This is a genomic window from Pseudoroseicyclus tamaricis (genome assembly GCF_012070395.1).
GTDB lineage: Bacteria > Pseudomonadota > Alphaproteobacteria > Rhodobacterales > Rhodobacteraceae > Pseudoroseicyclus_A > Pseudoroseicyclus_A tamaricis.
The window spans coordinates 331,257-353,969 of record NZ_JAAFYS010000004.1; the positions used below are offsets into that span (position 1 = coordinate 331,257).

The following is a 22,713-nucleotide window of genomic DNA, read 5'->3' on the forward strand; positions in this document are numbered from 1 at the left end:
GCCCTAGCCGTAACTCCCTGATTCAAAAAAGCTTTTGACAGCGAATCGCCTCTGACTCATCTTTGCACCGAGCAGAACGAGCGGGAAAATCCGCCGTCAGATCAGGGGCAGAGTGATGGGAATGATGAAGGGCGCCGCGGCGCTCCCGCTAAACGCGATTCTGGATGGTGACTGTGTGGAGCGGATGAACGCGCTCCCCGCGAATTCGATCGATCTGATCTTCGCCGATCCGCCCTACAACCTGCAGCTGCGGGGCGATTTGCACCGCCCCGACAATTCCAAGGTCGACGCCGTCGATGACGCGTGGGACCAGTTCGACTCCCTGAAGATCTACGACGCCTTCACGCGCGACTGGCTCGCCGCCGCCCGCCGGCTCCTGAAGCCGAACGGCGCCATCTGGGTCATCGGCTCCTACCACAACGTCTTCCGCCTCGGCGCCGAGCTGCAGAACCAGGGCTTCTGGATCCTCAACGACGTCGTCTGGCGAAAGTCGAACCCCATGCCGAACTTCCGCGGCAAGCGCTTCACCAACGCGCATGAGACGCTGATCTGGGCGTCGAAGGGCGAGGGCGCCAAGTACACCTTCAACTACGAGGCGCTGAAGGCCCTGAACGAGGGCATCCAGATGCGCTCCGACTGGATGATCCCGCTCTGCACCGGCCATGAGCGGCTGAAGGACGAGGCGGGCGACAAGGCCCACCCGACGCAGAAGCCCATGGCCCTCCTGCACCGCGTCCTCCTCGGCACGACGAACCCCGGCGACGTGGTGCTCGATCCCTTCTTCGGCACCGGCACCACCGGCGCCGTCGCCAAGATGCTCGGCCGCGAGTTCATCGGCATCGAGCGGGAGGAGTCCTACCGCCGCATCGCCGAGAAGCGCCTCGCCAAGGTCCGCAAGTTCGACCGCTCGGCGCTGGAGGTCACCACCTCCCGCCGCGCCGAGCCGCGCGTCGCCTTCGGCGTCCTCGTGGAGCGCGGCATGCTCCGCCCCGGCGAGCAGCTCGTCTCCGCCCGCGGCGCCACAGCCAAGGTGCGCGCCGATGGCACGCTTGTGGGGCATGACGTGAAGGGCTCCATCCACCAGGTCGGCGCCGCCATCGAGGGCGCGCCCTCCTGCAACGGCTGGACGTACTGGCACTTCATGCGCGATGGCCAGCCCGTCCCAATCGACGTGCTCCGCCAGCAGATCCGCGCGGAGATGCGCGAAGGCTGACCCCGCCACCCCAGAGTTACCGCCCGTGCCGAGGTCACCATGCCCCGGCACCGCCTGCCCCGCGCGCTCTTCGAGCCTGCGGGGCCTTTTTTTATCGACGGCAAAGGTGGGCTGGCACCGTCCCCTCGTGAGGGGGCCTCTGCCCGGGTGCGGGGCCTCAGGCCGGCACCAGCCCACCCCTCTGAACGGCGCGCGCCGGCCGTTCCGTCGCCGAAATCTGCTCGGCGACCAGATCGGCGGTGGCGGCAGAGAGCGTCCACCCCAGGTGCCCATGGCCGGTGTTGTAGAAGACCCGCGGCGAGCGCCCGGCGCCGACGCGCGGCATCATGTTCGGCATCATCGGCCGCAACCCGGCCCAGGGCGTGCAGCTCTCGGTCGAGACACCGGGGAAGTGCCGCTCCACCCACCCCACCAGCGGGCGGATGCGATCGGCCCGGATGTCGAGGTTGGCGCCGTTGAACTCCGCCGTCCCCGCCACGCGCAGCCGGTCCGCGCCGAGGCGGGAGGTGACGATCTTCGCCTTGTCGTCGAGGAGGGACACATGCGGCGCCGCCCCCCGGCTCGCCTCATCGAGCTGCACGGTGATGGAGTAGCCCTTCACCGGGTAGACGTTCACCCTGTCGCCGAAGCCCCGCGCCAGCGCCCGGCTGCCGACCCCGGCGCAGACGACGACGCCGTCGTAGCGCGACACGTCTCCGGCGGTGACGGTCACGCCCGCCTCGCCGGCCCGGGCGCTGCTGATCTCCGCCCCGTAGCGGAAGGTCACGCCCTGGGCGGCCAGCCAGTCGGCCAGCCCGCAGGTGAAGCGGTGGATGTCCCCGGTCGAATCGCTCTCGGTCCAGAAGCCGCCGACGATGTCGCCCTCCAGCTCCGGCGCCTTGGCGCGCACCTCCGCCGGCGTCAGCTCCTCCCGCTCCAGTCCGCCGGCGGCGAGCAGCCCGGTGACGCGGCGCGCATGGTCGAGATCCGCCTCCCGCTCGTAGAAATGCAGGATACCGGCGCGGGAGAAGGAGAAGTCCATCCCCGCCGCCGCCGCCATCTCCGCCAGCCCGGCCCTCGCCGCGATGGCCAGCCGCGCCGTCTCAATCGTGTTGCGCCGGTACTGCGGGATCGCGGCGAGGAACTCAGCCATCCAGCTCATCTTGTGCCACGACGGTTTGGGGTTCACCGACAGCGGCGCATCGGGCGTCAGCATCCACTTCAGCCCCTTGAGTACCGTCGCCGGCTGGTTCCACACCTCGGCGTTGGAGGCGCTGAGCTGCCCGCCATTGGCGAAGGAGGTCTCCATCGCCGCGTAGCGGTTGCGGTCATAGACAGTGACGTCATAGCCGCGTTTATGGAGCGAATAGGCGGTGGTGATACCGGTGATGCCGGCGCCGAGAACGGCGATGGTGCGCATGGGTCAGGCCCTCAGTGGCGAGATCAAATCCCGCGATGCGCCCCCTCCGTACCGGGCCTGAGAGATTCACCGATCCGCCCGCCATGGGTGGCCCGGCTTGCTCCTTCGGCGCGCCCGGCCGGGGTCCCACCCGGCGAGCGACTCTTCGGAGTGTTGCGGCCCCGCCGGTCCGTCTGCCTGAGAGTTCGCGGGGCGCGATTGCTCCTTCGGCGGCGGCCCTCTTGCCGCGCTCTCCCGGCGGGGTCGTTGTCCTGAGCGACCAGATAGCCCGCCTCGCGCGATCCGCCTATCGAATGTTTCGCATGATAATCATGCAGCGCCGTGATGGATTGCCAGCCACCGCCGCAGCATCCCGGCCTGGAAGGGCACATGCCGCATGGCGAAGAAGACCTCCGGCCGCACCAGCGCCCAGCCCTGCCCTTCGTCGCCGAAGCGCACCGCCCGCTCGGCCCCCTCCGGCAGCCGGTGCACGAAGAACCACACCCGCCCCCGCGGCCGCTCCGACGGCGCCTGCCAGAGCCGCTCCGCCGCCCCCAGGTCGAGCCCCAGCTCCTCCCGCGTCTCCCTCGTCAGAGTCTGCACGGGGGTCTCCCCCGGCTCCCGCTCGCCGCCGGGAAAATCCCACAGGTTCGGCGAGTTGATCCAGGGCTTGGCATCGCGCAGCAGCACCACCAGCCGCTCCCCGAGGAACAGCGCCCCCTTCGCCCCGTCGAATGCACCCTCATCCATACCGCCGATCCTGCCATTCCCGCGCCGCCTCCGCCACCCGGCGCCCCCGCCGCCCGTTTCATCTGGCCAAAAATACCGCGGGGGTCCGGGGGCTGGCCCCCGGTCCCGTCCCATCCACCCGCGCCCAACGCCGGCCCCCCGCAGCGCCGGGCGGGCCGGGGTGGGTGGGCGGGAGGCCCGCCCGGCGCTGCGGATAGACGCCGCCCCGACGCATGCTTATCTTGCACCCCATGCCCGCCCTCTGCCGCGCCTGCCTTCATGCCTTCGAGTCGGGCCCCCGCTGCCCGGCCTGCCGCAGCCCGCGCGTCACGTCCCACCCGGAACTATTCTCCCTCTCCATCGCCCACATGGATTGCGACGCCTTCTTCGCCTCCGTCGAGAAGCGGGACGATCCGGGGCTGCGCGACCACCCGGTCATCATCGGCGGCGGCCGGCGCGGAGTCGTCTCCACCGCCTGCTACCTCGCCCGCATCAAGGGCGTCCGCTCGGCCATGCCGATGTTCCAGGCGCTCAAGCTCTGCCCCGAGGCGATCGTGGTGAAGCCGCGCTTCGAGGCCTATGTCGAGGCCTCCCGCGCCATCCGCGCGATGATGGAGGACCTGACCCCCACCATCCAGCCGCTCTCGCTCGACGAGGCGTTCATGGATCTGACCGGCACGCAGCGCCTCCACGGCGCCCCGCCCGCCGTCCTCCTCGCCCGCCTCACCCGGCGCATGGAGACGGAGCTGGGGCTGACCGGCTCCATCGGCCTCAGCCACAACAAGTTCCTCGCCAAGCTCGCCTCCGATCTCGACAAGCCCCGCGGCTTCTCCGTCATCGGCCGGGCGGAGACGGAGGCGTACCTCGCCCCCCTGCCCGTCTCGAAGATCTGGGGCATCGGCCCCGCCGCGCAGGCGAGCCTCGAGAAGGTGGGCATCCGCTCCTTCTCCGACCTGCGGCGCTGGGAGCGGCGCGACCTGATGGAGCGCTTCGGCCAGATGGGCGACCGGCTCTGGCACCTCGCGCGGGGGGAGGATCATCGCCCCGTCTCCGCCCATGAGCCGGTGCGCTCGATCTCCAACGAGACGACCTTCCACGAGGATACGGCCGACGCCGATATCCTCGACGGCCATATCTGGCGGATGGCAGAGAAGGTGGCGAGCCGCGCCAAGGCCAAGGGCCTCGCCGGCCGTGTCGTGACGCTGAAGCTCCGCCGCGCCGACTTCCGCATCCTCACCCGCCGCACGGCGCTCCACCAGCCGACGCAGATGGCCGACACGCTCTACCGCACGGCCCGGGGGCTGCATGACGCCTCCGGCCTCAAGGGCCCCTTCCGCCTCATCGGCGTCGGCCTCTCCGATCTCTGCGACGCTGCCGAGGCCGACCGTGAGGCCGACCTGCTCGATCCCGGCGCCGCCCGGCGCGCGGGGGCGGAACGGGCGGCCGACGCGATCCGCGCCAGGTTCGGCGATGCGGCGATCGTGAAGGGCCGGGCCCTGCGCTGAGGGCCGTCCGGGGATCTCCACGACAGCCAGGCACAGGCGCCCAGGGAACCCTCGCACGTCTAACCCGTTGAGGAAGAAATCCGAACGGAGGACGATCATGACCCCGAAGACCGAGCGCAACAGCGGCGACGACTGGACGGACGAGGACGTGGCCGAGCTGAAGAAACTGGCCGAGGAGAACACGCCGACCCGCGTGATCGGCCTCAAGCTGGGGCGGACCGAGGATTCCGTCTACAACAAGGCGTCCGAAGAGGGCATCTCCCTCAAGCCGGTCAACCAGTCGCCCCACGGCTGAGGTCCCTCGGCTGAGCTACTCCGCCGCCATCGGCAACGGGTCCGCCCGGCCGAGGGCGGCGATGTCGGCGACGACACCGCCGATCAGATCGCGGAAGCTCTCGAAATCGGGCCGCGGCGCGATGCTGGCCTCGTCCATGTACAGCGCCCGGTCGATCTCGATCTGCACCGCGTGCCGCCGGCGCGCCGGCCGCCCGTAGGCCTGCGCCACGTAGGCCCCGGCGAACGGCATGTTGCGCGCGCAGCGCAAGCCGGCGCGGGCGAAAGCCGCCTCGATCTCCGCCACCAGCCCCGGCGCGGCGGAAGCGCCGAAGCGATCCCCGATCACCACGTCCGGCTTGCGGATGCCGCGGGGGCCGAGGCTCTCCAGCGCTTCGTGCGGCATGGAGTGACAGTCGATCAGGATCGCCTGCCCGAAGCTGTGCTGCGCCTCGTCCACGAGCCGCCCCAGCGCGGCATGGTAGGGGTGCCAGACATTCGCCAGCCGCGCCTCCGCCTCTGCCAGCGGGATGCGCCCGTGATAGATCGGGCGCCCGCCCGCCACGACCCGGGGGATGACGCCGAGCCCGGAGGCGATGCGCGGATTCGGGTTCACCCGCCGCAGCCCCTCGATCAGCGCCGGGTCGAGCTCCTCCGCCGCGCGATTGAGGTCGACATAGGCGCGGGGCGCCTCGGCAGCGATGAGCGGCGCGCCCGCCTCGGGCGCGCAAGCGAAGAGCCGGTCCACGAAGGCATCCTCGCTGGAGCGGATGGCCTGCTCGTCGAGCCGGGCGGCGGCGAGGAACTCGGCCGGATACTCGCTGCCGGAATGGGGGGAGGCGAAGACAACGGCGCTCGTGCGCCGCGCCGGCATCGTCAGACGGAATGCTGCCTTGGCCATCGCTCCTCCGCGCCCCCGATCTTGGGGGAAATCATACGGGCGAAGCGTCGCCGCCAAAAGCCCTTGATCCGCTTCGTGAACCCTTTTATAGACCCGTCACCCGACGCAGAGGCACCCTGCGTCCCTTTTGTTTTGGGACGAAGGAACCCCCGGTCGGCAAGGGCGGTTAGCTCAGTGGTAGAGCACTTCGTTGACATCGAAGGGGTCACAAGTTCGAACCTTGTACCGCCCACCAGACGGATTTCACCGGCACCCCGGAGGAGGGGTGCCAGAACGCAGAGCGGCCGGAGCGCCGCGTGAGAAGGAGAAGGCCGATGAAAGTCGCCAATTCCCTGCGCTCGCTCAAGTCGCGCCACCGCGATTGCCGCGTGGTGCGCCGCAAGGGCCGCGTCTACGTCATCAACAAGACGCAGCGCCGCTTCAAGGCCCGCCAGGGCTGAGCCAGCGCCAGTAACGAACGAAGGGGCCGTGCCTGCGAAGGCGCGGCCCCTTTGCTTTTGCGCGCGCCCTCGTTTCGTCCTCCTCTCGGCCGGTTCCGGCCGGCGCTCCCGCTCCCGCCCCCTAGCCCCGCCCGCGGGGTTGGGGGTAGGGTCCCGGCAGGGAGTAAGAAGGATATTTTCGAGATGACGACGCACTCCGTTTCCCGCCTCGCCCTGGTCGCCTGCATGGCCGCCGGCCCCGCCTTGCCCGCTTTCGCGCAGGATCTGTGTGGCGGCGCCGGTGCCAATGGCCAGTGGATCGGCGGCTCCGAGGCCGATTCCGACATCGCCACGGCCGACGACTACCTGCAGCAGATGGCGCTGGTGCTGATGCAGAACGAGTATGTCTCGCTCTTCACCCTCTCCGAGCCGACGGAGGTGCGGATGGAGGCGCAGGGACGCGGCGCGGGCGATCCGCTCTTCGATCTGCGCAGCGAGGACGGCACCATCCTCCTCTCCGACGACGATTCGGGCGGCGACAGCGCCGCGCGGGCCGAGACGATGCTCGAGCCCGGCACCTACTGCCTCTCCACGGCCTCCTACGACGGCTCGCCGATGACCGGCTTCGTCCGCATCGGCCGGCTGGAGCACGAGGCGCTGACCCCCGGCCTGCAGGGCGAGCCCATCGACATGGGCAACGGCATCGGCGACGGCACGATGGGCGACATGGGCGATATGGGAGACACGGGCGGCAACACCGGCGGCGGGCAGATGCCCGGCGAGATCTGCGACATGTCCCGCGTCACCAACTACTTCGGCGGCGGCGACCCGGTGGACGATATGCTCGGCGGGGGCCTGTCGGTCGAGGCGCCGGTGAACCAGGTCGCCTACTGGGGCTTCTCCCTCTCCTCCCCCCAGCCGCTGACCATCACGGCGGAGAACGAGAGCGCCGACCCCGTCATCACCCTCTACGATTCCACCGGCTCCTGGCTGGCGGAGAACGACGACTACGAGGGGCTCAACAGCCTCATCGAGCTGACGCAGCCGCTCCCGGCCGGCGATTACTGCCTCGCCGTCCGCGCCCTGTCGGACGAGAGCCTGCCGATCGCGCTGACGCTCGAAGCCTTCGACCCGGCGGCCCAGCAGACGGCGCTCTACGACAATGCCGAGGCGGCCCCGCCGCTCGACGGCTCCCACCCGGTGACGATGCTCGGCCCGCTCGAGAGCCGCCTGCGCCAGGATGTCCAGAACTCCGGCACTGCCGAATGGTTTGCCTTCGAGGTGGACGAGGCCGGGCTGGTGATCATCGAGGCGGTCACGAATGGCCTCGGCGACCCGGTGCTGACGCTCTACGACGATTTCGGCCGGCTGGTGACGATCAACGACGATTACGGCGACAACTTCGATTCGCTCCTCGCCGCGCGTGTCATGCCGGGCACCTACCTCGTCGCCCTCCGCCAGTACGACGACAGCGTCCCGGTGCTCACGCGCCTGCTGTTCGAGCGCTACGTTCCGGCCGACTGAGCCGCTGACAACAGGGCCGCGGGGCATCCCGCCCGGCGGCCCGCCCCCTCACAGCTCCAGCGCGTAGACGCACCAGCCGTCACAGAGGTTGCGCCGATGCTGCCAGCCGCGCCGCCCAAGGAGCCCGGCGGCCGTGGCGGTGGTGGCGTGAAGGGTGCCGACGCCCCTCCCGCGCGCCTCCTCCTCCACCGCGGCGACCAGCGCGTCGCCGACACCCCGGCCGCGGGCGTGGGGGGCGACGACGAGGCCGCCCAGCCACAGCTCCTCCCCCTCCGCCGCGCCGAACGAAGTGCCGCTCAGCGTGCAGAGGCCGATCAGCGCCCCGCTCTCGTCCTGCGCCGCGATGCCCCAGGGCAGCGCGTCCTCGAGGCTGCGGACGGCGACATCGGCCGCCGCGTCTCCGTCACCGCCCAGCCCGTACCAGTCGGGCCATGTCTCCTCGAGAAGGCGGGCCGCCTCTGCCGCCTGCTCGGGGCAGGCGGCGAGGGGGACAATGCGTGTGAGCGGGGTATCCCTCACCGCTCGATCGCATCCGCGAGCAGGCGCACGATGGTCTCCTCGTTGAGGTAACCGGTGACGTCGAGCTGCCGGTCGCGCTGGTAGCGGCGCAGCGCCTGCCGGGTCTGCTCGTTGAACTGGCCGTCCACCGGGCCGGGCTGCAGGCCAATGTTGTCGAGCCGCGTCTCCACCAGCCGGCGGGTGAAGGAGTTCAGGTTGAGCCCGTTCTCCCGCGCCTGCGCGGCCTCCATCTCGTCCTGCTGGCCGAGCTGACGGCGCAGCTCGTCGCGCCGCGCCTCGGCCTCCTCGACGAAGGAGCCCGACGGGTAGTTGCGCAGGTAGCCGTCATAGGCGGCGATGGTGTCCGCGTCGCGGACACGGTCCCACGCCTCGCGCTCCACCTGCCGGGCGCGGGCGCGCTTGGCGGCCTCGATATCTTCGAGCTCCGAGCGCGCCTCGGCGGCGTGCAGCCCGTCGGGGTAACGGTCGAGATAGGCGCGAAGGCCCGCCTCGCCCCCGTCGGAGCCGGTCTCGTCCCAGAAGGAATTGTCGGCCCGGCGCTCGGCCGCGGCCCGACGCTCCGCCTCGGCCTCCAGCTCGGCGGCGCGGCGCGCGGCCTGCGCGTCGATGCGGGTGATGTGGTCGGGCGTCAGGTAGGAGGTCTGCGAGAAGCCGTTCTCCTGCTGCCAGTTGGTGATCGCCCCGCGGGTGCCGGGGCCGAAGATGCCGTCGACGCCCCGGGTGTTGTAGCCCAGCATCGTCAGGTCGCGCTGCACCTCCTGCCGCTCCTCGCGGGAGAGGCGCATCGCCTCCTCGATCAGCCGGGCGGCGCGGTTCGGCTCCGAGACGATGTCGCGGATCGCCTCCTCGGCCTCGTCGGCGTAGTCGCCCACCGGGTAGTTCTGCAGGTAGTTGCGGTAGGCCTGCACGGTGTCGAGCGCCTGCGCGCCCTGCCACAGCGCCTCCTCCGCCTGCCGGTCGGAGTTGGTGCGCCCGGGCAGCGAGGGGGCGAAGCCGCCGGAGGGCATGAACTCGAACTGCCGGGGCAGGTAGCCATAGAGCTCCACCCGCCGCTCGTCGCGCAGGGGGGCGAGGATGTCCGCCTCCGGCTCCAGCACCGGGCCGGAGACGAGATCGGCCATCACGTCGGGCGGGCCGGTGACGACCGTCACGCCCTGCGGGGGGGAGATGGGGCCGAGCCCGTCGCGCAGCCACTCGTCCAGCTCGCGCCCCTGCCCGGCGGCGCCGAGGAAGAGGATGGCATTGCCCGGCCGGTCGCCGAGGATCTGCAGCAGGCTGTCGACGGAGATCGCCTCCTGCCCCGCCGTCATCAGCGTCGGCCGGCCCGCCTCCGCCGTCACCAGCCAGCTGCGCTCGCCATCGGTGACGAAGCGGCCGGTCAGGGCGACGAAGAGCCGCTCGGCATCGGGGACCTCGGCCACCCACTCGGCGATGGCCTGCGTGGCGGAGGGGATGCGCGCATTGGGCAGGGCCAGCACGGTGAAGCCCATGTCCGTCAGCTCGTCTGCGGCGTCGATCACATCGGCGGCGCCGGGCACGCCGGTGAGCTGCTCGTATTGCTCGATGCCGATCAGCAGCGCCGCGTCGTCGGCGGCCGCGGGGGCCGCGGTCAGCGCCGCCAGCGCGGTGGTCATGATGAGATGTCGCATGAAAGGTCTCCTCGCCTCTTTGCCGCGACCCTTGCCGCCGCCTACGTGCTATTCAATAGCAGCCGGCCGGAGGGGGTTCCGGCACGCCCCCCCGCGGCGGCGGAGGGTGTGGCGGCCCTGCCCTCAGGTCTCGCCCGAGCGATAGAGCTGGTCCTCCTCGTCGGTGGCGGAGATGCCCAGCGCCTCCAGCCCCGATTCGAGGTGGTCGGCGAGATGGGGGGAGCCCTTGAGGTAGCCGGCCGTCGGCGTGCGCGCCTCCGACTGGGCGGTGGCGAAGGCCTCGTCCCAGTCCTCGGCGTCGAAGGCGCCCCGGCCGATCCACATGAGGGCGACGAGGGCGGCCTGCTCGGATTCGTTCAGGCTGCCGATGAAGGCGTCGAACTCCCGTTCGGCGCGGTCGAGCTCACGGGCGAGGATGATGACCTCGGCCACGGTGCTGCTGGCGATCTCTTGCATGGCGCGTCTCCTTTGGGCCCTGTCCTAGGGCCGGCGCCGCGCCGCGCCTTGATCTGGCGCAATCTACTCCCAGGCCAGCGGCACGGCCGCGCCGGAGGGATAGAGAACTGCCCCGTCGCCGCCGGGGGAGAGCCACAGCTCGACCCCGTAGAGCCCCGCGACGACGACGTAGTCTTCCGTCGTCCGCACGTTCCCCGCCGGCCCGGCGGTGGAGCCGGCGCAGATCGCGGTGCCATTGCGGCAGGGGACGAGGACATAGGTGTCCATGCCGGAGCCGCTGGAGGCGACGGCGGTGACCGGCCCCTCGGCGACGAAGGGCATGGTCAGCCCCGACTGGTAGAAGCGGTAGGCGGCCAGTTCCGCCTCGGCATAGGTCGGCACGGCCTCCCCGGCCGCGTCCACGTCGACACCCGCGCAGCCGGCGAGGAGCCCCGCAACCAGAAGTGCGCCGAGTCCCGTCCCGCCGGTGGTGATCCGCATGTGTCGTCTCCCCTTGTCTGCCGGCAGGCTAGTCCTCCCGTGCCCCCGTGGCAATCCGCTAGGCCTGCCACGCCGGCGGCCCCGGCATTGCCCCGTCCCCGCCCCCGTAGGGTGGGTTTCCAACCCACCGCTCCCCCTCTCCACCGGGCACCCCCCTCTCCGCCGCAGGGCGAGCGCCTGCCCGTGGGGTGGCGCTGCAACGGCGCCGCTGGAGTGCTTTATGCCAGCCAAGCCCCTCCCCAGCTCCGAGCTACTCACCAAGCCCCAGCAGAGCGCCAGCCCGCCGGGACGGGCAGGCGCTCGCCCTGCGCCTTTGGCGCGTACCGGGCGGGAGAACAGCGGCGGCCGGGTGCCGGGGCAGATCGGAGCCACAATGCTGCGAGACGCCCGGCACCTGCCCGTAGGGTGGGTTTCCAACCCACCTCCCCCCCTCTCCACCCCGCACTCCATCCGCAGGCGCAGGGCGAGCGCCGGCCCGTGGGGTGGCGCCCCGACGCCTGAGCGGCGCGCTTTATCGTGCCACCACCTCCCCGCCCCGACCGCCGCGCAAACGTCACCGGAGCGCCAGCCCGCGGGACGGGCCGGCGCTCGCCCTGCGCCTCTGGCGCGCACCGGGCGGGGAGCGCCGCTCAGGCGTCGCACCCCAGGCCCGGGCATCAGCCCGGCTCCCCCCGCTCCTCCCCACCCATCTGCCCCAGGTACTCGTTCAACAGGCTCACCCGCCGCGGCCGGAAGCTCAGGCCCTCCCGCGCCGCCGTCTCGATCTGGTGCAGGTTGAACCGCCGGAACCCCTCCCTCAGGCAGCACCACGCGAGGAGCTGGTGGCGGTCCTCCGAGAACACCAGCCCGAGCGGGTAGACCACCCGCTCCGTCGCCGCCCCGCCCCGGTCGACATAGGCCAGCCGCACCGCCTCCTCCGCCCAGGCCGCCTCGCGGAGCAGCCCCATCCACGGCGGCGCCTCGGGGCGCTGGAAGTAGCGGTAGGCGTGGAGGACATGGTGCATCGCCTGCCGCTGCACCCGCTCCGGCAGGGTGGCGACGATCTTCGCCATGGCGCGTTCCGCCGCCTCCGCCAGCTCCGCGTCGCCCCAGGCGCGGATCTCGGCGAGGCCGAGCGCCACTGCCTCCACCTCCAGCCGGTCGAACATCTGCGGCGGCAGCGCCGGATCCTCCGTCAGCGTGTAGCCGTAGCCTGCCTCGCCCTCGATCCTCGCCCCCGCCGCCCGCAGCGCGGCGATGTCACGGTAGATCGAGCGTTCCGAGAGGCCCAGCTCCTCCGCCAGACGCGCCGCTGTCACCGGCGGGCGCAGGCGGCGCATGAGATCGAGAAGGCGCAGCAGGCGATCGGCGCGGGCCATCCGGCGCTCCTGTCAGGTTCTGTCAGGGGGAGGGGAGCATAGCTGCTCCCATCGCACAATGGAGTCACCGCCATGATCACCCTCTACCACTCCCCCGTCAGCCGCGCGACGCGCGTCCTCGCCCTCGTCCATGCCCTCGGCGCGCTGGACAAGGTGGAGCTGAAGCCCGTCACCATCCCGCGGATGGATGGCTCGGGCGACCGGGACCCCTCCAACCCGCATCCCGACGGCAAGGTGCCGCTTCTCGTCGAGGACGGCGTCGCGGCCTGGGAATCGGGCGCCATCATGCTGCGCCTGACGGAGCTCTTCCCCGACGCCGGCCTTGGGGTGGAAAGCGGCCCGCGCCGTGGCCGCTTCCTCGGCTGGATGCACTGGTACGGATCGGTCTTCGAGCCGGCCTACCTCAACATGGTCGACGGCACGGGCGCCCCCGGCACTGCCATGCACGCGGCCATCCGCGGCGTGCCCGAGGCGGTGGAGCGGCTGCGTGTCGCGCTCTCCGATGGCCCTTGGCTGATGGGGGAGCAGATGACGGCGGCCGACTTCCTCGTCGCCTCCACCTACATCTGGTTCCCCGATGCCACGCCCGACTTCGCGAAGGACTGGGTGGCCCGGGTGACGGATCACCCCTCCTACCGCTGGGCCGTCGCCCGCGATGAGGAGCTGATGGCCCCCGCCTAGCCCTCTCCCCGCGCCGGCACCGCCGGCGCGGCGGTCGCCGCCTCCGCCGCCGCCACGCGCGGCGGCGCCTTGGCCAGCTGCACGGCGAGGATGCCGGCGGCGATGATCGCGACGCCCACCGCGTCGAGCCAGCTCAGCCGCTCGCCGAGCAGCAGCGCGGCGACGGCCACCCCGATGAACGGGTTGAGGAAGTGGAAGGCCGAGGCCTTCACCGTCCCGATCCGCCGCACAAGCAGGAACCACAGCCACGTCGCCACCAGCCCGGGGAAGACGGTCGTGTAGGCGAAGGAGAGCACCAGCTCCCGGCTCCACGCCACCTCGGCCCCCCGCTCCAGCAGCAGCGCCGGCAGGCCGACGGTGGCGGCGCCGACGAGCATCTGCAGCCCCACGACCATCAGCAGGTTCCCCCCGTTCGAGGCACTGCGGACGGAGAGCGTCGCCACCGCCAGCGCCAGCGCCCCGACAACGCAGAGGAGGATCCCCCAGCCCACGGCGCCGCCGGTCACCCGGGTGGACATGATCAGCGCCACGCCGCCCATGCCCACGATCAGCCCGCCCAGCGCCAGCGGTGCCGGTCGGTCGCCGAGCGCGATCCAGCCGAGGAGGGCGACGATCAGCGGCATGGAGGAGGCGATGATGGCGGCCAGCGACGCCTCCACCCACTGCATGGCGACGAAGTTGAGGCCGAGGTAGAGCCCGTTCTGGCAGATGCCGAAGACGATGATGCCCCGCCACGCGGCCCGGCCCTTCGGCATCCGCTGCCCCAGCGCCTTCGCGATGGCCAGCGCCAACAGCCCGGCGATCAGGTAGCGCAAAGTCAGGGCGGAGAGGGGCGGCGCGGCGGTGACGATGATCCGCGCCGAGGCGAAGGCGGAGGACCACAGGAAGGCGAAGGCCAGCCCGATGCCGATTGCGCGAATATCCATGGCCGTCCTCCTCGTCGCGGGCGAACTCACCCGCTCCTCCCCTGAATGTCCATGGCCGCGGGCCACATGGCGGCGATGCGTCGCGTGCAAGCCCCGTGCCGCCCGCATCCCGCCCGTGCTGCGACCCACCTGCCCAGCAAGGCGGCAGGCTCCGCCGCGTCCCCTGCCCCTTTGGCCCTGATGCGGCCGGTTGGCATTCTCCCTGTCATCTGCACGCGCTAAGGCGCAGAGGAGGCAGGCAAAGGAACATGAGCGTGGCGAACTCTCACAAGCGGCGGCGCTGGCGCATCCGCGCCGGCATGGTGCTCGTCGCCCTGTCGGCGCTGGTCACCCTCGTCGGCCTCCTCGCGCAGCTCGTCCCCGATGCGATGCCGGTGTTCGGCCGGCTCGCCCGCGTCGCCGACAGCCTCCGCCTGCACCTGTTCCTCCTCGCCATCCCGCTCGCCCTCGGGGCCGTCGCCCTCCGCCCCCGCCGCGCCGGGCTGTCGGCGCTGCTCGCCGCGCTCCTCGGCCTTGGGCTCCTCGCGGGGGATTATGCCCGCCGAGCCTCCCCGGCAGGGGAGGAGAGGGACCTGTCGATCCTCTGGTTCAACGTCCTCGGCACCAACGACATCCCGCTCGGGCAGCTGGCGCGGGCCATCCGCGCGGACTCACCGGACCTCGTCGTGCTGACTGAGGCGCTGCCGGCCGTCGGCCTCCATGACCAGCTCAGCACCCGCTATCCCTACAGCTTCGGCTGCGAGATGCGGCGGGACTGCAGCATCCTGATCCTGTCGAAACTGCCGCTGGACGAGGCGCAGATCGCCGACCTCTCCAGCTACCACCCCAACCGCCGCGCCTCCTTCACCGTCACCCACCCCGCCGCCGAGATCTCCGTGCAGGTGCTGCACATGATCAAGCCCTGGCTCTTCCGCTACACGGCGCAGGAGGAGGCGGTGGTCGACGAGGTGCTGGAGCGGCGGCCGCCGGACATCCTGATGGGCGATTTCAACTCGGCCCCGTGGAGCCGGCGGATGCTGGCGCTCGAGCGCGAGCATGACCTCCGCCACGCGCGCCTGCCGGTCGCGACATGGCCCGTGCCGGCGGGGCCGCTGGGCATCCCCATCGATCACGTGCTGGTGGGCGAAGGCTATGCCATCACCTCGCTGGAGGAATGGGGCGAGGGCCTCGGCTCCAACCACCTCGGCCTCATCGCCGGCATCGACATCCTGCCGCAGGACTGACCGCAGCCTCGGGCCCCACTTGCCGGCCCTGCCGGGCCGTCTCGTCCGCCCGCAACCCCCCGGCGCCAAAAGAAAAAGGGCCGCCCGCAGGCAGCCCCCGTTTCCATCGGCCGGTCAGCGCGCTCAGGCGTTGACGCTGTCCTTCAGAGCCTTGGCGATGGTGACCTTCACCGCCTTGTCGGCCTCTTTCTTCATCTGCTCACCGGTGGCCGGGTTCCGGACCATGCGCTCGGGGCGCTCGCGGCAGTAGATCTTGCCGATGCCGGGGATCGTCACGGCACCGCCGGAGGACACTTCGTTGGTGATGATCTCGGCGAGAGCGTCGAGAGTGGCGCCGGCGGACTTCTTGTCGGTTTCAGTCGCCTCGGCGAGCGCGGAGACGAGCTGCGCCTTGGTCATCGGTTTTGCTGCCATTGGTAGATCTCCTTACATCAGCCCCGAGGACTTGTGGGGAGCGCCCACAAGTCGACAGTCATTTGGGTATCCACACAATGATTTGTGTGACGTTGCAAGCCTTTTCCGTGCTTATACGCCTTCTTTTATTGGTTTTCCTGCTGGAATGCCGGGTTAAGCACTTTCCCGCTCATGCCATCCCGGCCCGTCGGCGGTCAGAGGAACGCCGTCTCCTCGAAGCTGCGCAGCTTGCGGCTGTGCAGCCGCTCCAGCGGCATGTCGCGCAGGCATTCCATGGCGCGGATGCCGATCATCAGGTGCCGGGCGACCTGCGTCTTGTAGAAGTCGCTGGCCATGCCCGGCAGCTTCAGCTCCCCGTGCAGCGGCTTGTCGGAGACGCAAAGGAGCGTGCCGTAGGGCACCCGGAAGCGGAAGCCGTTGGCGGCGATCGTCGCGCTCTCCATATCCAGCGCCACGGCGCGGGACTGGCTGAGCCGGCGCACCGGGCCCTCGTGCTCGCGCAGCTCCCAGTTGCGGTTGTCGAGGCTGGCGACGGTGCCCGTCCGCATGATGCGCTTGAGCTCGTATCCCTCCAGCTCCGTCACCTCTTCCACCGCCGATTCCAGCGCCGTCTGGATCTCCGCCAGCGGCGGGATGGGCACCCAGACCGGCAGGTCGTCGTCGAGCACCTTGTCTTCGCGCAGATAGGCATGGGCGAGGACGAAATCCCCCAGCCGCTGCGAGTTGCGCAGGCCGGCGCAGTGGCCGACCATCAGCCAGGCGTGGGGGCGGAGCACGGCGATATGGTCCGTCGCCGTCTTGGCGTTGGAGGGGCCGACGCCGATGTTGACCAGCGTGATCCCCTGCCCGTCCTTGCGGGTCAGGTGATAGCTCGGCATCTGCGGCAGCTTCGCCGGCATGTGCATCGGCGCCTCGGCATCGGTGATCACCTGGTAGCCGGGGCCGACGAAGCTCTCGTAGCCCGAATCCGGGTCCGCCAGCGCGGTGCGGGCGAAGGCTTCGAACTCCTCCACGTAGAACTGGTAGTTGGTGAAGAGCACGTGGTTCTGGAAGTGCTGCGGGCTCGTCGCCGTGTAGTGCGACAGGCGCGCCAGCGAGTAGTCGATCCGCTGCGCGGTGAAGGGCGCCAGGGGATGCGCGCCGTCGGGGTAGAGGAAGCCCTCGCCGTTGACGATGTCGTCATGCGTCGTCGTCAGGTCCGGCACGTCGAAGAAGTCGCGCAGGATGAACTGCGCCGCCCCCTCCTGCGGCACAGAGATCGCGGCATCGTTGGCCACCGCGAAATGCACCGGGATCGGCGTGTCCGACGGCCCGATGGAGACGGGCAGATGGTGGTTCTGGATCAGCAGGCCGATCTGCTGGCGCAGGTAGTTGGCGAAGAGCTCAGGCTGCGTGACGGTGGTCACGTAGGTTCCGGGCTGGGCGACATGGCCGAAGGAGAGGCGGCTGTCCGTCTGCTCGAAGCTGGCGCAGGTGAAGCGGATCTCCGGGTAGAAGGCCCGCGCCCGCGCCTGCGGCCGGCCGGAGGAGATCGCCTCGCGGAAATGCTCCTGCAGAAAGCCCGTCGCCTCGGCGTAGAGCTGGATCAGCCGCTCGACGGCGGCGCCGGCGTCGTCGAAGGATTCGTGGTCGGCCGGGGCCGGGGTGAGGATGGGCAGGTGACTGCCGGAATGCTTGTTCATGTGGCGTCCTCGAAAAGCGGAACGAGCTCGAATGTGCGAACATCGACGAGCCCGAGATCTGAAATGCGCAGCTCGGGGATGACCACGAGCGCGAGCAGCGAATGCTGCATGTAGGCGTTGTTGAGCGTGCAGCCGGCCTCGGCCATCGCCCGGCCCAGCGCCTGCGCCTGCTCGGCGACCTCGGCGGCGGGGCTGTCGGACATCAGGCCCGCGATGGGCAGGGGCACGGTGGCCCGCTCGGCGCCGTCGCGCCAGAGCGTGACGCCGCCGCCGAGCTCGCCCAGATGGTTGGCGGCGGCCGCCATCATCTCGCGGTCGGTGCCGACGACGATCATGTGGTGGCTGTCATGCGCGACGGTGGAGGCCATGGCCATACGGCCAGTGTAACCGAAGCCGGAGACGAAGGCATTGGTGACACCCCCCGTCCCCCGATGCCGCTCCACCAGCGCGATCTGGGCGACCTCGCCCTCCGTCTCCACCAGTCCGTCGATGACGGGCAGGTCGGCGGTGAGCGCCTTCGTCGGCGCCTGGTTCTCCACCACGCCGATGACCTTGGCGCGGACGGAGTTGCGCCCCTCGGGCGCGGCGATCTCGAAATCTTCCGGGGCCACGGACCTGCCGAGCTTCACCGTGGCGCGCGCGCTCTCCGGCCAGTCCAGATGCGGGCAGTCGGCGAGGAGCGTGCCGCCCTCTGCGACCTTGACGCCCCGTGCCCAGACCGCCTCGATCGGCAGCTCCTCCAGCGAGGAGGTCAGGATCATGTCCGCCCGCCGGCCCGGCGCGATGGAGCCGAGCTCCCGCTCCAGCCCGAAATGGGTGGCGGTGTTCACCGTGGCCATCTGCAGCGCGATCAGCGGCTCGCAGCCGCAGGCGATGGCATGGCGGACGACACGGTCCATATGGCCCTCGCCAACCAGCGTGCCGGAATGGCTGTCATCGGTGCAGAGGATGAAGTTGCGGGGGTCGAGCCCCTTCTCGGTGATCGCGGTGATCTGGCTTTCCACGTCGTACCACGCCGAGCCGAGCCGCAGCATCGAGCGCATGCCCTGCCGGGCGCGCGCGATGGCGTCGCTCTCCGCCGTGCCCTCGTGATCGTCCGCCGCGCCGCCGGCGGCATAGGCATGGAAGGGGATGCCCCGGTCGGGGGAGGCATAATGCCCGCCGACGACCTTGCCGGCGCGCATGGTGGCGGCCATCTCCTCCAGCATCTGAGGGTCGCCGTTGACCACGCCGGGGAAGTTCATCATCTCCCCCAGCCCGACGATGCCGGGCCAGGCCATCGCCTCGGCCACGTCCTCGGCGGTGATCTCGTATCCCGTCGTCTCCAGCCCGGGGGCGGAGGGGGCGCAGGAGGGCATCTGCGTGAAGATGTTGAGAGGCTGCATCAGCGCCTCGTCATGCATCAGCCGCACGCCGGCGAGCCCGAGCACGTTGGCGATCTCGTGCGGGTCGGTGAACATCGTCGTGGTGCCATGCGGCGCCACGGCGGCGGCGAACTCCGCCGGGATGAGCATCCCGCTCTCGATATGCATGTGCCCGTCGATGAGCCCCGGGATCAGGTAGCGCCCGCCACCCTCGACGACCTCCGTCCCCTCGCCGATGCAATGGCTGGCGTCCGGGCCGACATAGGCGAAGCGCCCCTCGGCGACGGCGACCTGCCAGCCGGGCAGCACCTCGCGGGACTGGACGTTGACGAGCGTGAGGTCGCGCAGCACGAGGTCGGCAGGCGCGCGACCGGCGGCGACGGCGACGAGACGGGGGGCCGCGTCGGCCCATGATTTGACGGGGCGTTCCATCGCCAAATCTGACACCATCGAGGCGACAGGGGCAAGACGGCCGCCCGCCGATTTGCGGCGGAACGCTGCGGAGGTGGGGCGGGAGGGCGCTCTACTCCGGCGGCAGCGCGGGGAAGGCCGGCGGCGGAGGGGGGCTGTCTGCCCCCCGCGGCCGGAGGCCGCCCCCCCCGAGGATTTTCAGGACCAAAGACAGGGGGGCGCGTCGGAGAGGGGGGCGCCCCGGGCCGGTCAGTCCTGGAACTCGGGGGCGGTGAGCTGGCGGGGTTCGACCTCGACGGAACTGGCGGGGTCGAGGCTCTTGCCGCCGGGGACGACGCCCAGCGCCTCGAACTTGCGGGCGGAGGGGAGGATGCGGCCCTCGAGCGAGCCCACCGCCTTGTTGTAATTCTCCACCGAGGAGCGCAGCGCGTTGCCGACGCGGGTCAGGTGGTCGGCGAAGGTGGAGAGGCGCTCGTAGAGCTCCTGCCCGACCTTCTGCACCTCGGCCGCGTTCTCGGCCATCTTCTCCTGCTGCCAGCCGTAGGCGATGGACTTCACCAGCGCCATCAGCGTCGTCGGCGTGGCGATCAGCACCCGGTTCTCGAAGGCGTATTCGATGAGCCCCGGGTCCGCCTCCGCCGCCGCGGCGACGAAGGTCTCGCCGGGGATGAACATCACCACGAAATCCGGCGTCGAGGGCAGGCGGGACTGGTAGTCCTTCGAGGCCAGCACCTTCACGTGCTGGCGGACGTGGCGGGCATGGCGGGCCATGCACTCCGCCTGCGCCTCGGGCGTCGCCGCCTCCAGCGCGTCGAGGTAGCCCTCCAGCGGGGTCTTGGCGTCGATGACGATGTGCTTGCCGCCGGGGATGGTGACGACGGCGTCGGGGCGCTGGCGGCCCTCGTCGCCCTCCATGCTCTGCTCCAGCCGGAAGTCGACATGCTCGCTCATCCCGGCCATCTCGAAGACCTGCCGCAGCTGCATCTCGCCCCAGCGGCCGCGCGTCTTGGGGGCGCGCAGCGCCTGCACCAGCCGGTGCGTCTCGTGCCCGAGGTTGGCCTGCCCCTCGGCCAGCTTGGTCACCTGCTCGCGGATGGCGCCGTAGGCCTCGGACCGGGCCTTCTCGATCTCGCCGATGCGGGTGTCGAAATGGCCGAGCTTCTCGCCCAGCGGCTTGACGAGCTCGGCGATGGCCTGCTGGCGCTTGCCCAGATCCTCCTCCGCCGTCTGCCGGTGCTGGGCGAAGCGCTCCGTCGCCAGATCGAGGAAGCGCTTCGAATTGGCGGAGAGGACCTCGCCGGCGAGGGAGGAGAAGCGGTCCTCCACCTCTTTCCTCAGGCCGCGGATCTCTTCCATGCGCGTCTCGAAGCTGGATTTGAGCGTCTCCAGCTCCGTCTCCAGCCGGGCCTTCTGGCGGCGCTCGTCCTCCAGCGCGGCGCCGGCACGGCGCAGCTCGTCCACCAGCTCGGGCATCCGCTCGGCGCGGGCGGTCAGGCTGGCATTGGCGACGTTGAGCTCGCCGATCTCGCCACGCAGCTCCCGCGCCTCGGCGCGCGCCGCCTCCACCTCCGCCGTCAGGCGGGCGGCGGCGCGGGCGCGGAGCAGCGTGGAGAGCAAGAGCAGCGCGAGGAGGCCGGCAGCGATGAGGGCGAGGAGCGGGCCGTTGGCGGCGATCCACGTGGTGAGCTGGTCCATGGTGCCTCCCTGTCTGGCGGTGTGGCGCCCTCCGGCAGCGCCTAGCGGCGGCCGAAGAGTTTTTCGATATCGGTCAGGCTGAGCTCCACCCAGGTGGGGCGCCCGTGGTTGCAGGTGCCGGAATAGGGCGTCGCCTCCATCTCGCGCAGGAGGGCGTTCATCTCCTCCCCCCGCATCCGGCGGCCGGAGCGGACGGAGCCGTGGCAGGCGATGCGGCTGAGGATCGCGTCGATCCGGGCGGCCAGCGCGTTGCCGGCGCCGGGGGCCTCCTCCTCCACCAGATCGGAAAGATCGGAGAGGAGGGCCTTGCAATCCACCTCGCCGAGGAGGGCCGGCACCTCGCGCACGGCGATGGTGCCGGGGCCGAAGGCCTCGATCGTCAGCCCGAGGGAGGAGAGCGTCTCCGCCTCCGCCAGCAGGGCCTCGGCGGCGGCGCCGAGCTCCACGATCTCGGGGATGAGCAGGGCCTGCGCGGCGATGCCCGTCTCCGCCCGCTGGCGCTTGAGGCGCTCGTAGACGAGCCGCTCGTGGGCGGCGTGCTGGTCGACGATGACCATGCCGCGGGAGGTCTGCGCGATGATGTAGTTCTCGTGCACCTGCGCCCGGGCGGCGCCGAGCGGCGAGTCCGGCAGCGGCTCGGCGGGCCCCTCATCGCTCCCTTGCGGGCGCGCCTCGGGCGGCTCGTATCGGGCCGAGGGGGCTGCGAGATCGGCGAAGCCGGGCGCGGCCGCCGGGTAGCCCGAAGAGGGGCGCGGCCCCGGCCGGTCCATCTGGTAGATGCGTGCCCCCTCCGGCTCCGTCCGCGCGGCGCCCAGCGCCTCGCTCGTCAGCGTGCGCGAGCTGCGGTGCCCGGCGCCGGCGAGCGCGTGGCGGAGGGCGGAGACGACGAGGCCGCGCGCCACCCCCGGCTCACGGAAGCGCACCTCCGCCTTGGCGGGGTGGACGTTGACGTCGACCGCCTCCGCCGGGCAGGCGAGGTAGAGCGCCGCCGCCGGGTAGCGGCCGGGGGCGAGGCAATCGGCATAGCCGGCGCGCAGCGCGCCGATCAGCAGCTTGTCGCGGACGGGGCGGTTGTTGACGAAGAGGTACTGATGCGTCGCCGAGCCGCGCGAATAGGTCGGCAGCGCCGCGAGCCCCGTGAGGTGCAGCCCCTCCCGCTCCGCATCGAGGTCGATGGCGTTTTCGGCGAAGTCGCGCCCCATCACCGCCGCCAGCCGGGCGTGCAGCGCATCGAACAGGTCCCCCTGCTCGGCCTCGACGCGAAAGATCACCCGCTCGTCGCCGTCCCGCGCATCGCAGAGGCGGAAGGCCACCCCCGGCTCGGCCATGGCGAGGCGGCGGATCACATCGCCCACCGCCTGCGCCTCCGCCCGTTCGGAGCGCAGGAACTTCAGGCGGGCGGGGGTGGCGTAGAAGAGGTCGCGCAACTCGACGATGGTGCCCCGCCGCAGCGCCGCCGGCTTGACCGGCCCGATGCGCCCGCCCTCGGCGGAGATGCAGACGGCCTCTTCCCCCTCCGTCCGCGTCGTCAGGCTCAGCCGCCCCACGGCGGCGAGCGAGGCCAGCGCCTCGCCGCGGAAGCCGAAGGAGTGGATGTCGGTGAGGTTCGTCCCGTCGATCTTGGAGGTGGCGTGCCGGGCCAGCGCCAGCGGCAGATCCTCCGCCGAGATGCCGGAGCCGTCGTCGACCACGCGGATCAGCCCGGCGCCACCTCCGGCGATCGTCACCTCGATGCGGCGGGCGCCGGCGTCGAGCGCGTTCTCCACCAGCTCCTTCACGGCGGAGGCCGGCCGCTCCACCACCTCGCCGGCGGCGATGCGGTTGATCGCCGTCTCGCCGAGCTGGCGGATTCGCGAGCGGGGGGCGTCTATCTTGCGCAGAGGGTCGGCCATGCGCCCATATCTAGCATGGGA

21 protein-coding genes, 1 tRNA gene and 2 riboswitches are annotated in these 22,713 nt (G+C 71.1%); of the genes, 8 read left to right on the plus strand and 14 right to left on the minus strand.

Translation table 11 applies throughout. The features are described 5' to 3' along the window. The first annotated feature begins 115 nt into the window (after positions 1-115). The gene (locus tag GY170_RS17390; protein ID WP_163895955.1) at positions 116-1,213 is read left to right on the plus strand and encodes a site-specific DNA-methyltransferase; all 1,098 of its coding nucleotides are present in this window, start codon (positions 116-118) and stop codon (positions 1,211-1,213) included. Between the two features lie 157 nt (positions 1,214-1,370). On the opposite strand, the gene GY170_RS17395 is transcribed toward GY170_RS17390, so the two are convergent. Then, complete coding sequence (locus GY170_RS17395) at positions 1,371-2,612, minus strand: D-amino acid dehydrogenase (RefSeq protein ID WP_163895957.1); 1,242 nt, start codon at positions 2,610-2,612, stop codon at positions 1,371-1,373. 36 nt (positions 2,613-2,648) lie between these two features. Then, a riboswitch (glycine riboswitch) is annotated at positions 2,649-2,771 on the minus strand. Continuing rightward, positions 2,772-2,859, minus strand: a riboswitch (glycine riboswitch). Positions 2,860-2,921: 62 nt separating this feature from the next. Next, the gene (locus GY170_RS17400) at positions 2,922-3,341 is read right to left on the minus strand and encodes an NUDIX domain-containing protein (protein WP_163895959.1); all 420 of its coding nucleotides are present in this window, start codon (positions 3,339-3,341) and stop codon (positions 2,922-2,924) included. Between the two features lie 230 nt (positions 3,342-3,571). Here GY170_RS17400 and GY170_RS17405 point away from each other — a divergent pair, with 230 nt between their 5' ends. After that, positions 3,572-4,825, plus strand: coding sequence for a DNA polymerase IV (locus tag GY170_RS17405; RefSeq protein WP_163896324.1), 1,254 nt, complete (start codon positions 3,572-3,574; stop codon positions 4,823-4,825). A 97-nt stretch (positions 4,826-4,922) separates the two neighbouring features. Further along, a complete protein-coding gene (locus tag GY170_RS17410; protein ID WP_163895961.1) occupies positions 4,923-5,120 on the plus strand; it encodes a hypothetical protein in 198 nt (65 codons plus the stop codon). 15 nt (positions 5,121-5,135) lie between these two features. On the opposite strand, the gene GY170_RS17415 is transcribed toward GY170_RS17410, so the two are convergent. Further along, a complete protein-coding gene (locus tag GY170_RS17415; RefSeq protein WP_163895962.1) occupies positions 5,136-5,999 on the minus strand; it encodes an N-formylglutamate amidohydrolase in 864 nt (287 codons plus the stop codon). A gap of 160 nt (positions 6,000-6,159) precedes the next feature. Between GY170_RS17415 and GY170_RS17420 the strand changes: the two genes are divergently transcribed. From GY170_RS17420 to GY170_RS17430, 3 genes are all read left to right on the plus strand, one after another. Continuing rightward, positions 6,160-6,234 (plus strand) — tRNA-Val (locus GY170_RS17420). A 79-nt stretch (positions 6,235-6,313) separates the two neighbouring features. Further along, positions 6,314-6,439 (plus strand): type B 50S ribosomal protein L36, encoded by a 126-nt coding sequence (gene ykgO, locus GY170_RS17425; RefSeq protein WP_163895964.1) that lies wholly within the window; start codon positions 6,314-6,316, stop codon positions 6,437-6,439. Positions 6,440-6,622: 183 nt separating this feature from the next. Next, positions 6,623-7,942, plus strand: coding sequence for a pre-peptidase C-terminal domain-containing protein (locus GY170_RS17430; protein WP_163895966.1), 1,320 nt, complete (start codon positions 6,623-6,625; stop codon positions 7,940-7,942). A 48-nt stretch (positions 7,943-7,990) separates the two neighbouring features. On the opposite strand, the gene GY170_RS17435 is transcribed toward GY170_RS17430, so the two are convergent. The 5 genes from GY170_RS17435 to GY170_RS17455 all read right to left on the minus strand — a co-directional run bounded on the left by GY170_RS17435 (position 7,991) and on the right by GY170_RS17455 (position 12,404). Then, a complete protein-coding gene (locus GY170_RS17435; RefSeq protein ID WP_163895968.1) occupies positions 7,991-8,461 on the minus strand; it encodes a GNAT family N-acetyltransferase in 471 nt (156 codons plus the stop codon). Beyond that, positions 8,458-10,110, minus strand: coding sequence for a peptidoglycan-binding domain-containing protein (locus GY170_RS17440; RefSeq protein WP_163895970.1), 1,653 nt, complete (start codon positions 10,108-10,110; stop codon positions 8,458-8,460). Before GY170_RS17440 ends, GY170_RS17435 begins: the two co-directional genes overlap by 4 nt. Positions 10,111-10,233: 123 nt before the next feature. Further along, entirely contained in the window at positions 10,234-10,566 is a 333-nt protein-coding gene (locus GY170_RS17445; protein ID WP_163895972.1) for a DUF3775 domain-containing protein, read from the minus strand. Between the two features lie 63 nt (positions 10,567-10,629). Next, entirely contained in the window at positions 10,630-11,046 is a 417-nt protein-coding gene (locus tag GY170_RS17450) for a hypothetical protein (RefSeq protein ID WP_163895974.1), read from the minus strand. Positions 11,047-11,702: 656 nt separating this feature from the next. Then, positions 11,703-12,404 carry a helix-turn-helix transcriptional regulator gene (locus GY170_RS17455; protein ID WP_163895976.1) on the minus strand — a complete coding sequence of 234 codons (702 nt, stop codon included), beginning with the start codon at positions 12,402-12,404 and terminating at the stop codon, positions 11,703-11,705. A gap of 72 nt (positions 12,405-12,476) precedes the next feature. Here GY170_RS17455 and GY170_RS17460 point away from each other — a divergent pair, with 72 nt between their 5' ends. After that, a complete protein-coding gene (locus GY170_RS17460) occupies positions 12,477-13,085 on the plus strand; it encodes a glutathione S-transferase family protein (RefSeq protein WP_163895978.1) in 609 nt (202 codons plus the stop codon). Here the strand turns inward: GY170_RS17460 and GY170_RS17465 are convergent. Beyond that, positions 13,082-14,011: a DMT family transporter gene (locus GY170_RS17465; protein ID WP_163895979.1), complete on the minus strand. Its 930-nt coding sequence runs from the start codon at positions 14,009-14,011 to the stop codon at positions 13,082-13,084. The genes GY170_RS17460 and GY170_RS17465 overlap by 4 nt on opposite strands. Before the next feature lie 254 nt (positions 14,012-14,265). On the opposite strand from GY170_RS17465, the gene GY170_RS17470 reads away from it, so the two are divergent. After that, positions 14,266-15,234, plus strand: a complete 969-nt coding sequence (locus GY170_RS17470; protein ID WP_163895981.1) for an endonuclease/exonuclease/phosphatase family protein — start codon at positions 14,266-14,268, stop codon at positions 15,232-15,234. A gap of 123 nt (positions 15,235-15,357) precedes the next feature. Here GY170_RS17470 and GY170_RS17475 read toward each other — a convergent pair whose 3' ends face one another. The 5 genes from GY170_RS17475 to mutL all read right to left on the minus strand — a co-directional run bounded on the left by GY170_RS17475 (position 15,358) and on the right by mutL (position 22,692). Beyond that, complete coding sequence (locus tag GY170_RS17475; protein WP_163895983.1) at positions 15,358-15,648, minus strand: HU family DNA-binding protein; 291 nt, start codon at positions 15,646-15,648, stop codon at positions 15,358-15,360. Positions 15,649-15,842: 194 nt separating this feature from the next. Continuing rightward, the gene (locus GY170_RS17480; protein ID WP_163895985.1) at positions 15,843-17,330 is read right to left on the minus strand and encodes an AMP nucleosidase; all 1,488 of its coding nucleotides are present in this window, start codon (positions 17,328-17,330) and stop codon (positions 15,843-15,845) included. Then, entirely contained in the window at positions 17,327-19,126 is a 1,800-nt protein-coding gene (locus GY170_RS17485) for an adenine deaminase (RefSeq protein ID WP_163895987.1), read from the minus strand. The genes GY170_RS17480 and GY170_RS17485 overlap by 4 nt, the downstream gene beginning before the upstream one ends. A 228-nt stretch (positions 19,127-19,354) precedes the next feature. Continuing rightward, positions 19,355-20,800: a DNA recombination protein RmuC gene (locus GY170_RS17490; protein WP_163895989.1), complete on the minus strand. Its 1,446-nt coding sequence runs from the start codon at positions 20,798-20,800 to the stop codon at positions 19,355-19,357. 41 nt (positions 20,801-20,841) lie between these two features. Beyond that, positions 20,842-22,692, minus strand: coding sequence for a DNA mismatch repair endonuclease MutL (mutL, locus tag GY170_RS17495; RefSeq protein WP_163895990.1), 1,851 nt, complete (start codon positions 22,690-22,692; stop codon positions 20,842-20,844). Positions 22,693-22,713: the final 21 nt, after the last annotated feature.

Bases quoted from the DNA above. Each gene is read 5' to 3' on its own strand.
- GY170_RS17395 (WP_163895957.1), bottom strand. From the start codon at position 2,612: ATGCGCACCATCGCCGTTCTCGGCGCCGGCATCACCGGTATCACCACC.
- GY170_RS17480 (WP_163895985.1), bottom strand. From the start codon at position 17,330: ATGAACAAGCATTCCGGCAGTCACCTGCCCATCCTCACCCCGGCCCCG.
- GY170_RS17430 (WP_163895966.1), top strand. From the start codon at position 6,623: ATGACGACGCACTCCGTTTCCCGCCTCGCCCTGGTCGCCTGCATGGCC.
- GY170_RS17485 (WP_163895987.1), bottom strand. From the start codon at position 19,126: ATGGAACGCCCCGTCAAATCATGGGCCGACGCGGCCCCCCGTCTCGTC.
- GY170_RS17415 (WP_163895962.1), bottom strand. From the start codon at position 5,999: ATGGCCAAGGCAGCATTCCGTCTGACGATGCCGGCGCGGCGCACGAGC.
- GY170_RS17445 (WP_163895972.1), bottom strand. From the start codon at position 10,566: ATGCAAGAGATCGCCAGCAGCACCGTGGCCGAGGTCATCATCCTCGCC.
- GY170_RS17390 (WP_163895955.1), top strand. From the start codon at position 116: ATGGGAATGATGAAGGGCGCCGCGGCGCTCCCGCTAAACGCGATTCTG.
- GY170_RS17440 (WP_163895970.1), bottom strand. From the start codon at position 10,110: ATGCGACATCTCATCATGACCACCGCGCTGGCGGCGCTGACCGCGGCC.
- GY170_RS17465 (WP_163895979.1), bottom strand. From the start codon at position 14,011: ATGGATATTCGCGCAATCGGCATCGGGCTGGCCTTCGCCTTCCTGTGG.
- GY170_RS17405 (WP_163896324.1), top strand. From the start codon at position 3,572: ATGCCCGCCCTCTGCCGCGCCTGCCTTCATGCCTTCGAGTCGGGCCCC.
- GY170_RS17490 (WP_163895989.1), bottom strand. From the start codon at position 20,800: ATGGACCAGCTCACCACGTGGATCGCCGCCAACGGCCCGCTCCTCGCC.
- GY170_RS17400 (WP_163895959.1), bottom strand. From the start codon at position 3,341: ATGGATGAGGGTGCATTCGACGGGGCGAAGGGGGCGCTGTTCCTCGGG.
- ykgO (WP_163895964.1), top strand. From the start codon at position 6,314: ATGAAAGTCGCCAATTCCCTGCGCTCGCTCAAGTCGCGCCACCGCGAT.
- mutL (WP_163895990.1), bottom strand. From the start codon at position 22,692: ATGGCCGACCCTCTGCGCAAGATAGACGCCCCCCGCTCGCGAATCCGC.
- GY170_RS17475 (WP_163895983.1), bottom strand. From the start codon at position 15,648: ATGGCAGCAAAACCGATGACCAAGGCGCAGCTCGTCTCCGCGCTCGCC.
- GY170_RS17460 (WP_163895978.1), top strand. From the start codon at position 12,477: ATGATCACCCTCTACCACTCCCCCGTCAGCCGCGCGACGCGCGTCCTC.
- GY170_RS17410 (WP_163895961.1), top strand. From the start codon at position 4,923: ATGACCCCGAAGACCGAGCGCAACAGCGGCGACGACTGGACGGACGAG.
- GY170_RS17450 (WP_163895974.1), bottom strand. From the start codon at position 11,046: ATGCGGATCACCACCGGCGGGACGGGACTCGGCGCACTTCTGGTTGCG.
- GY170_RS17455 (WP_163895976.1), bottom strand. From the start codon at position 12,404: ATGGCCCGCGCCGATCGCCTGCTGCGCCTTCTCGATCTCATGCGCCGC.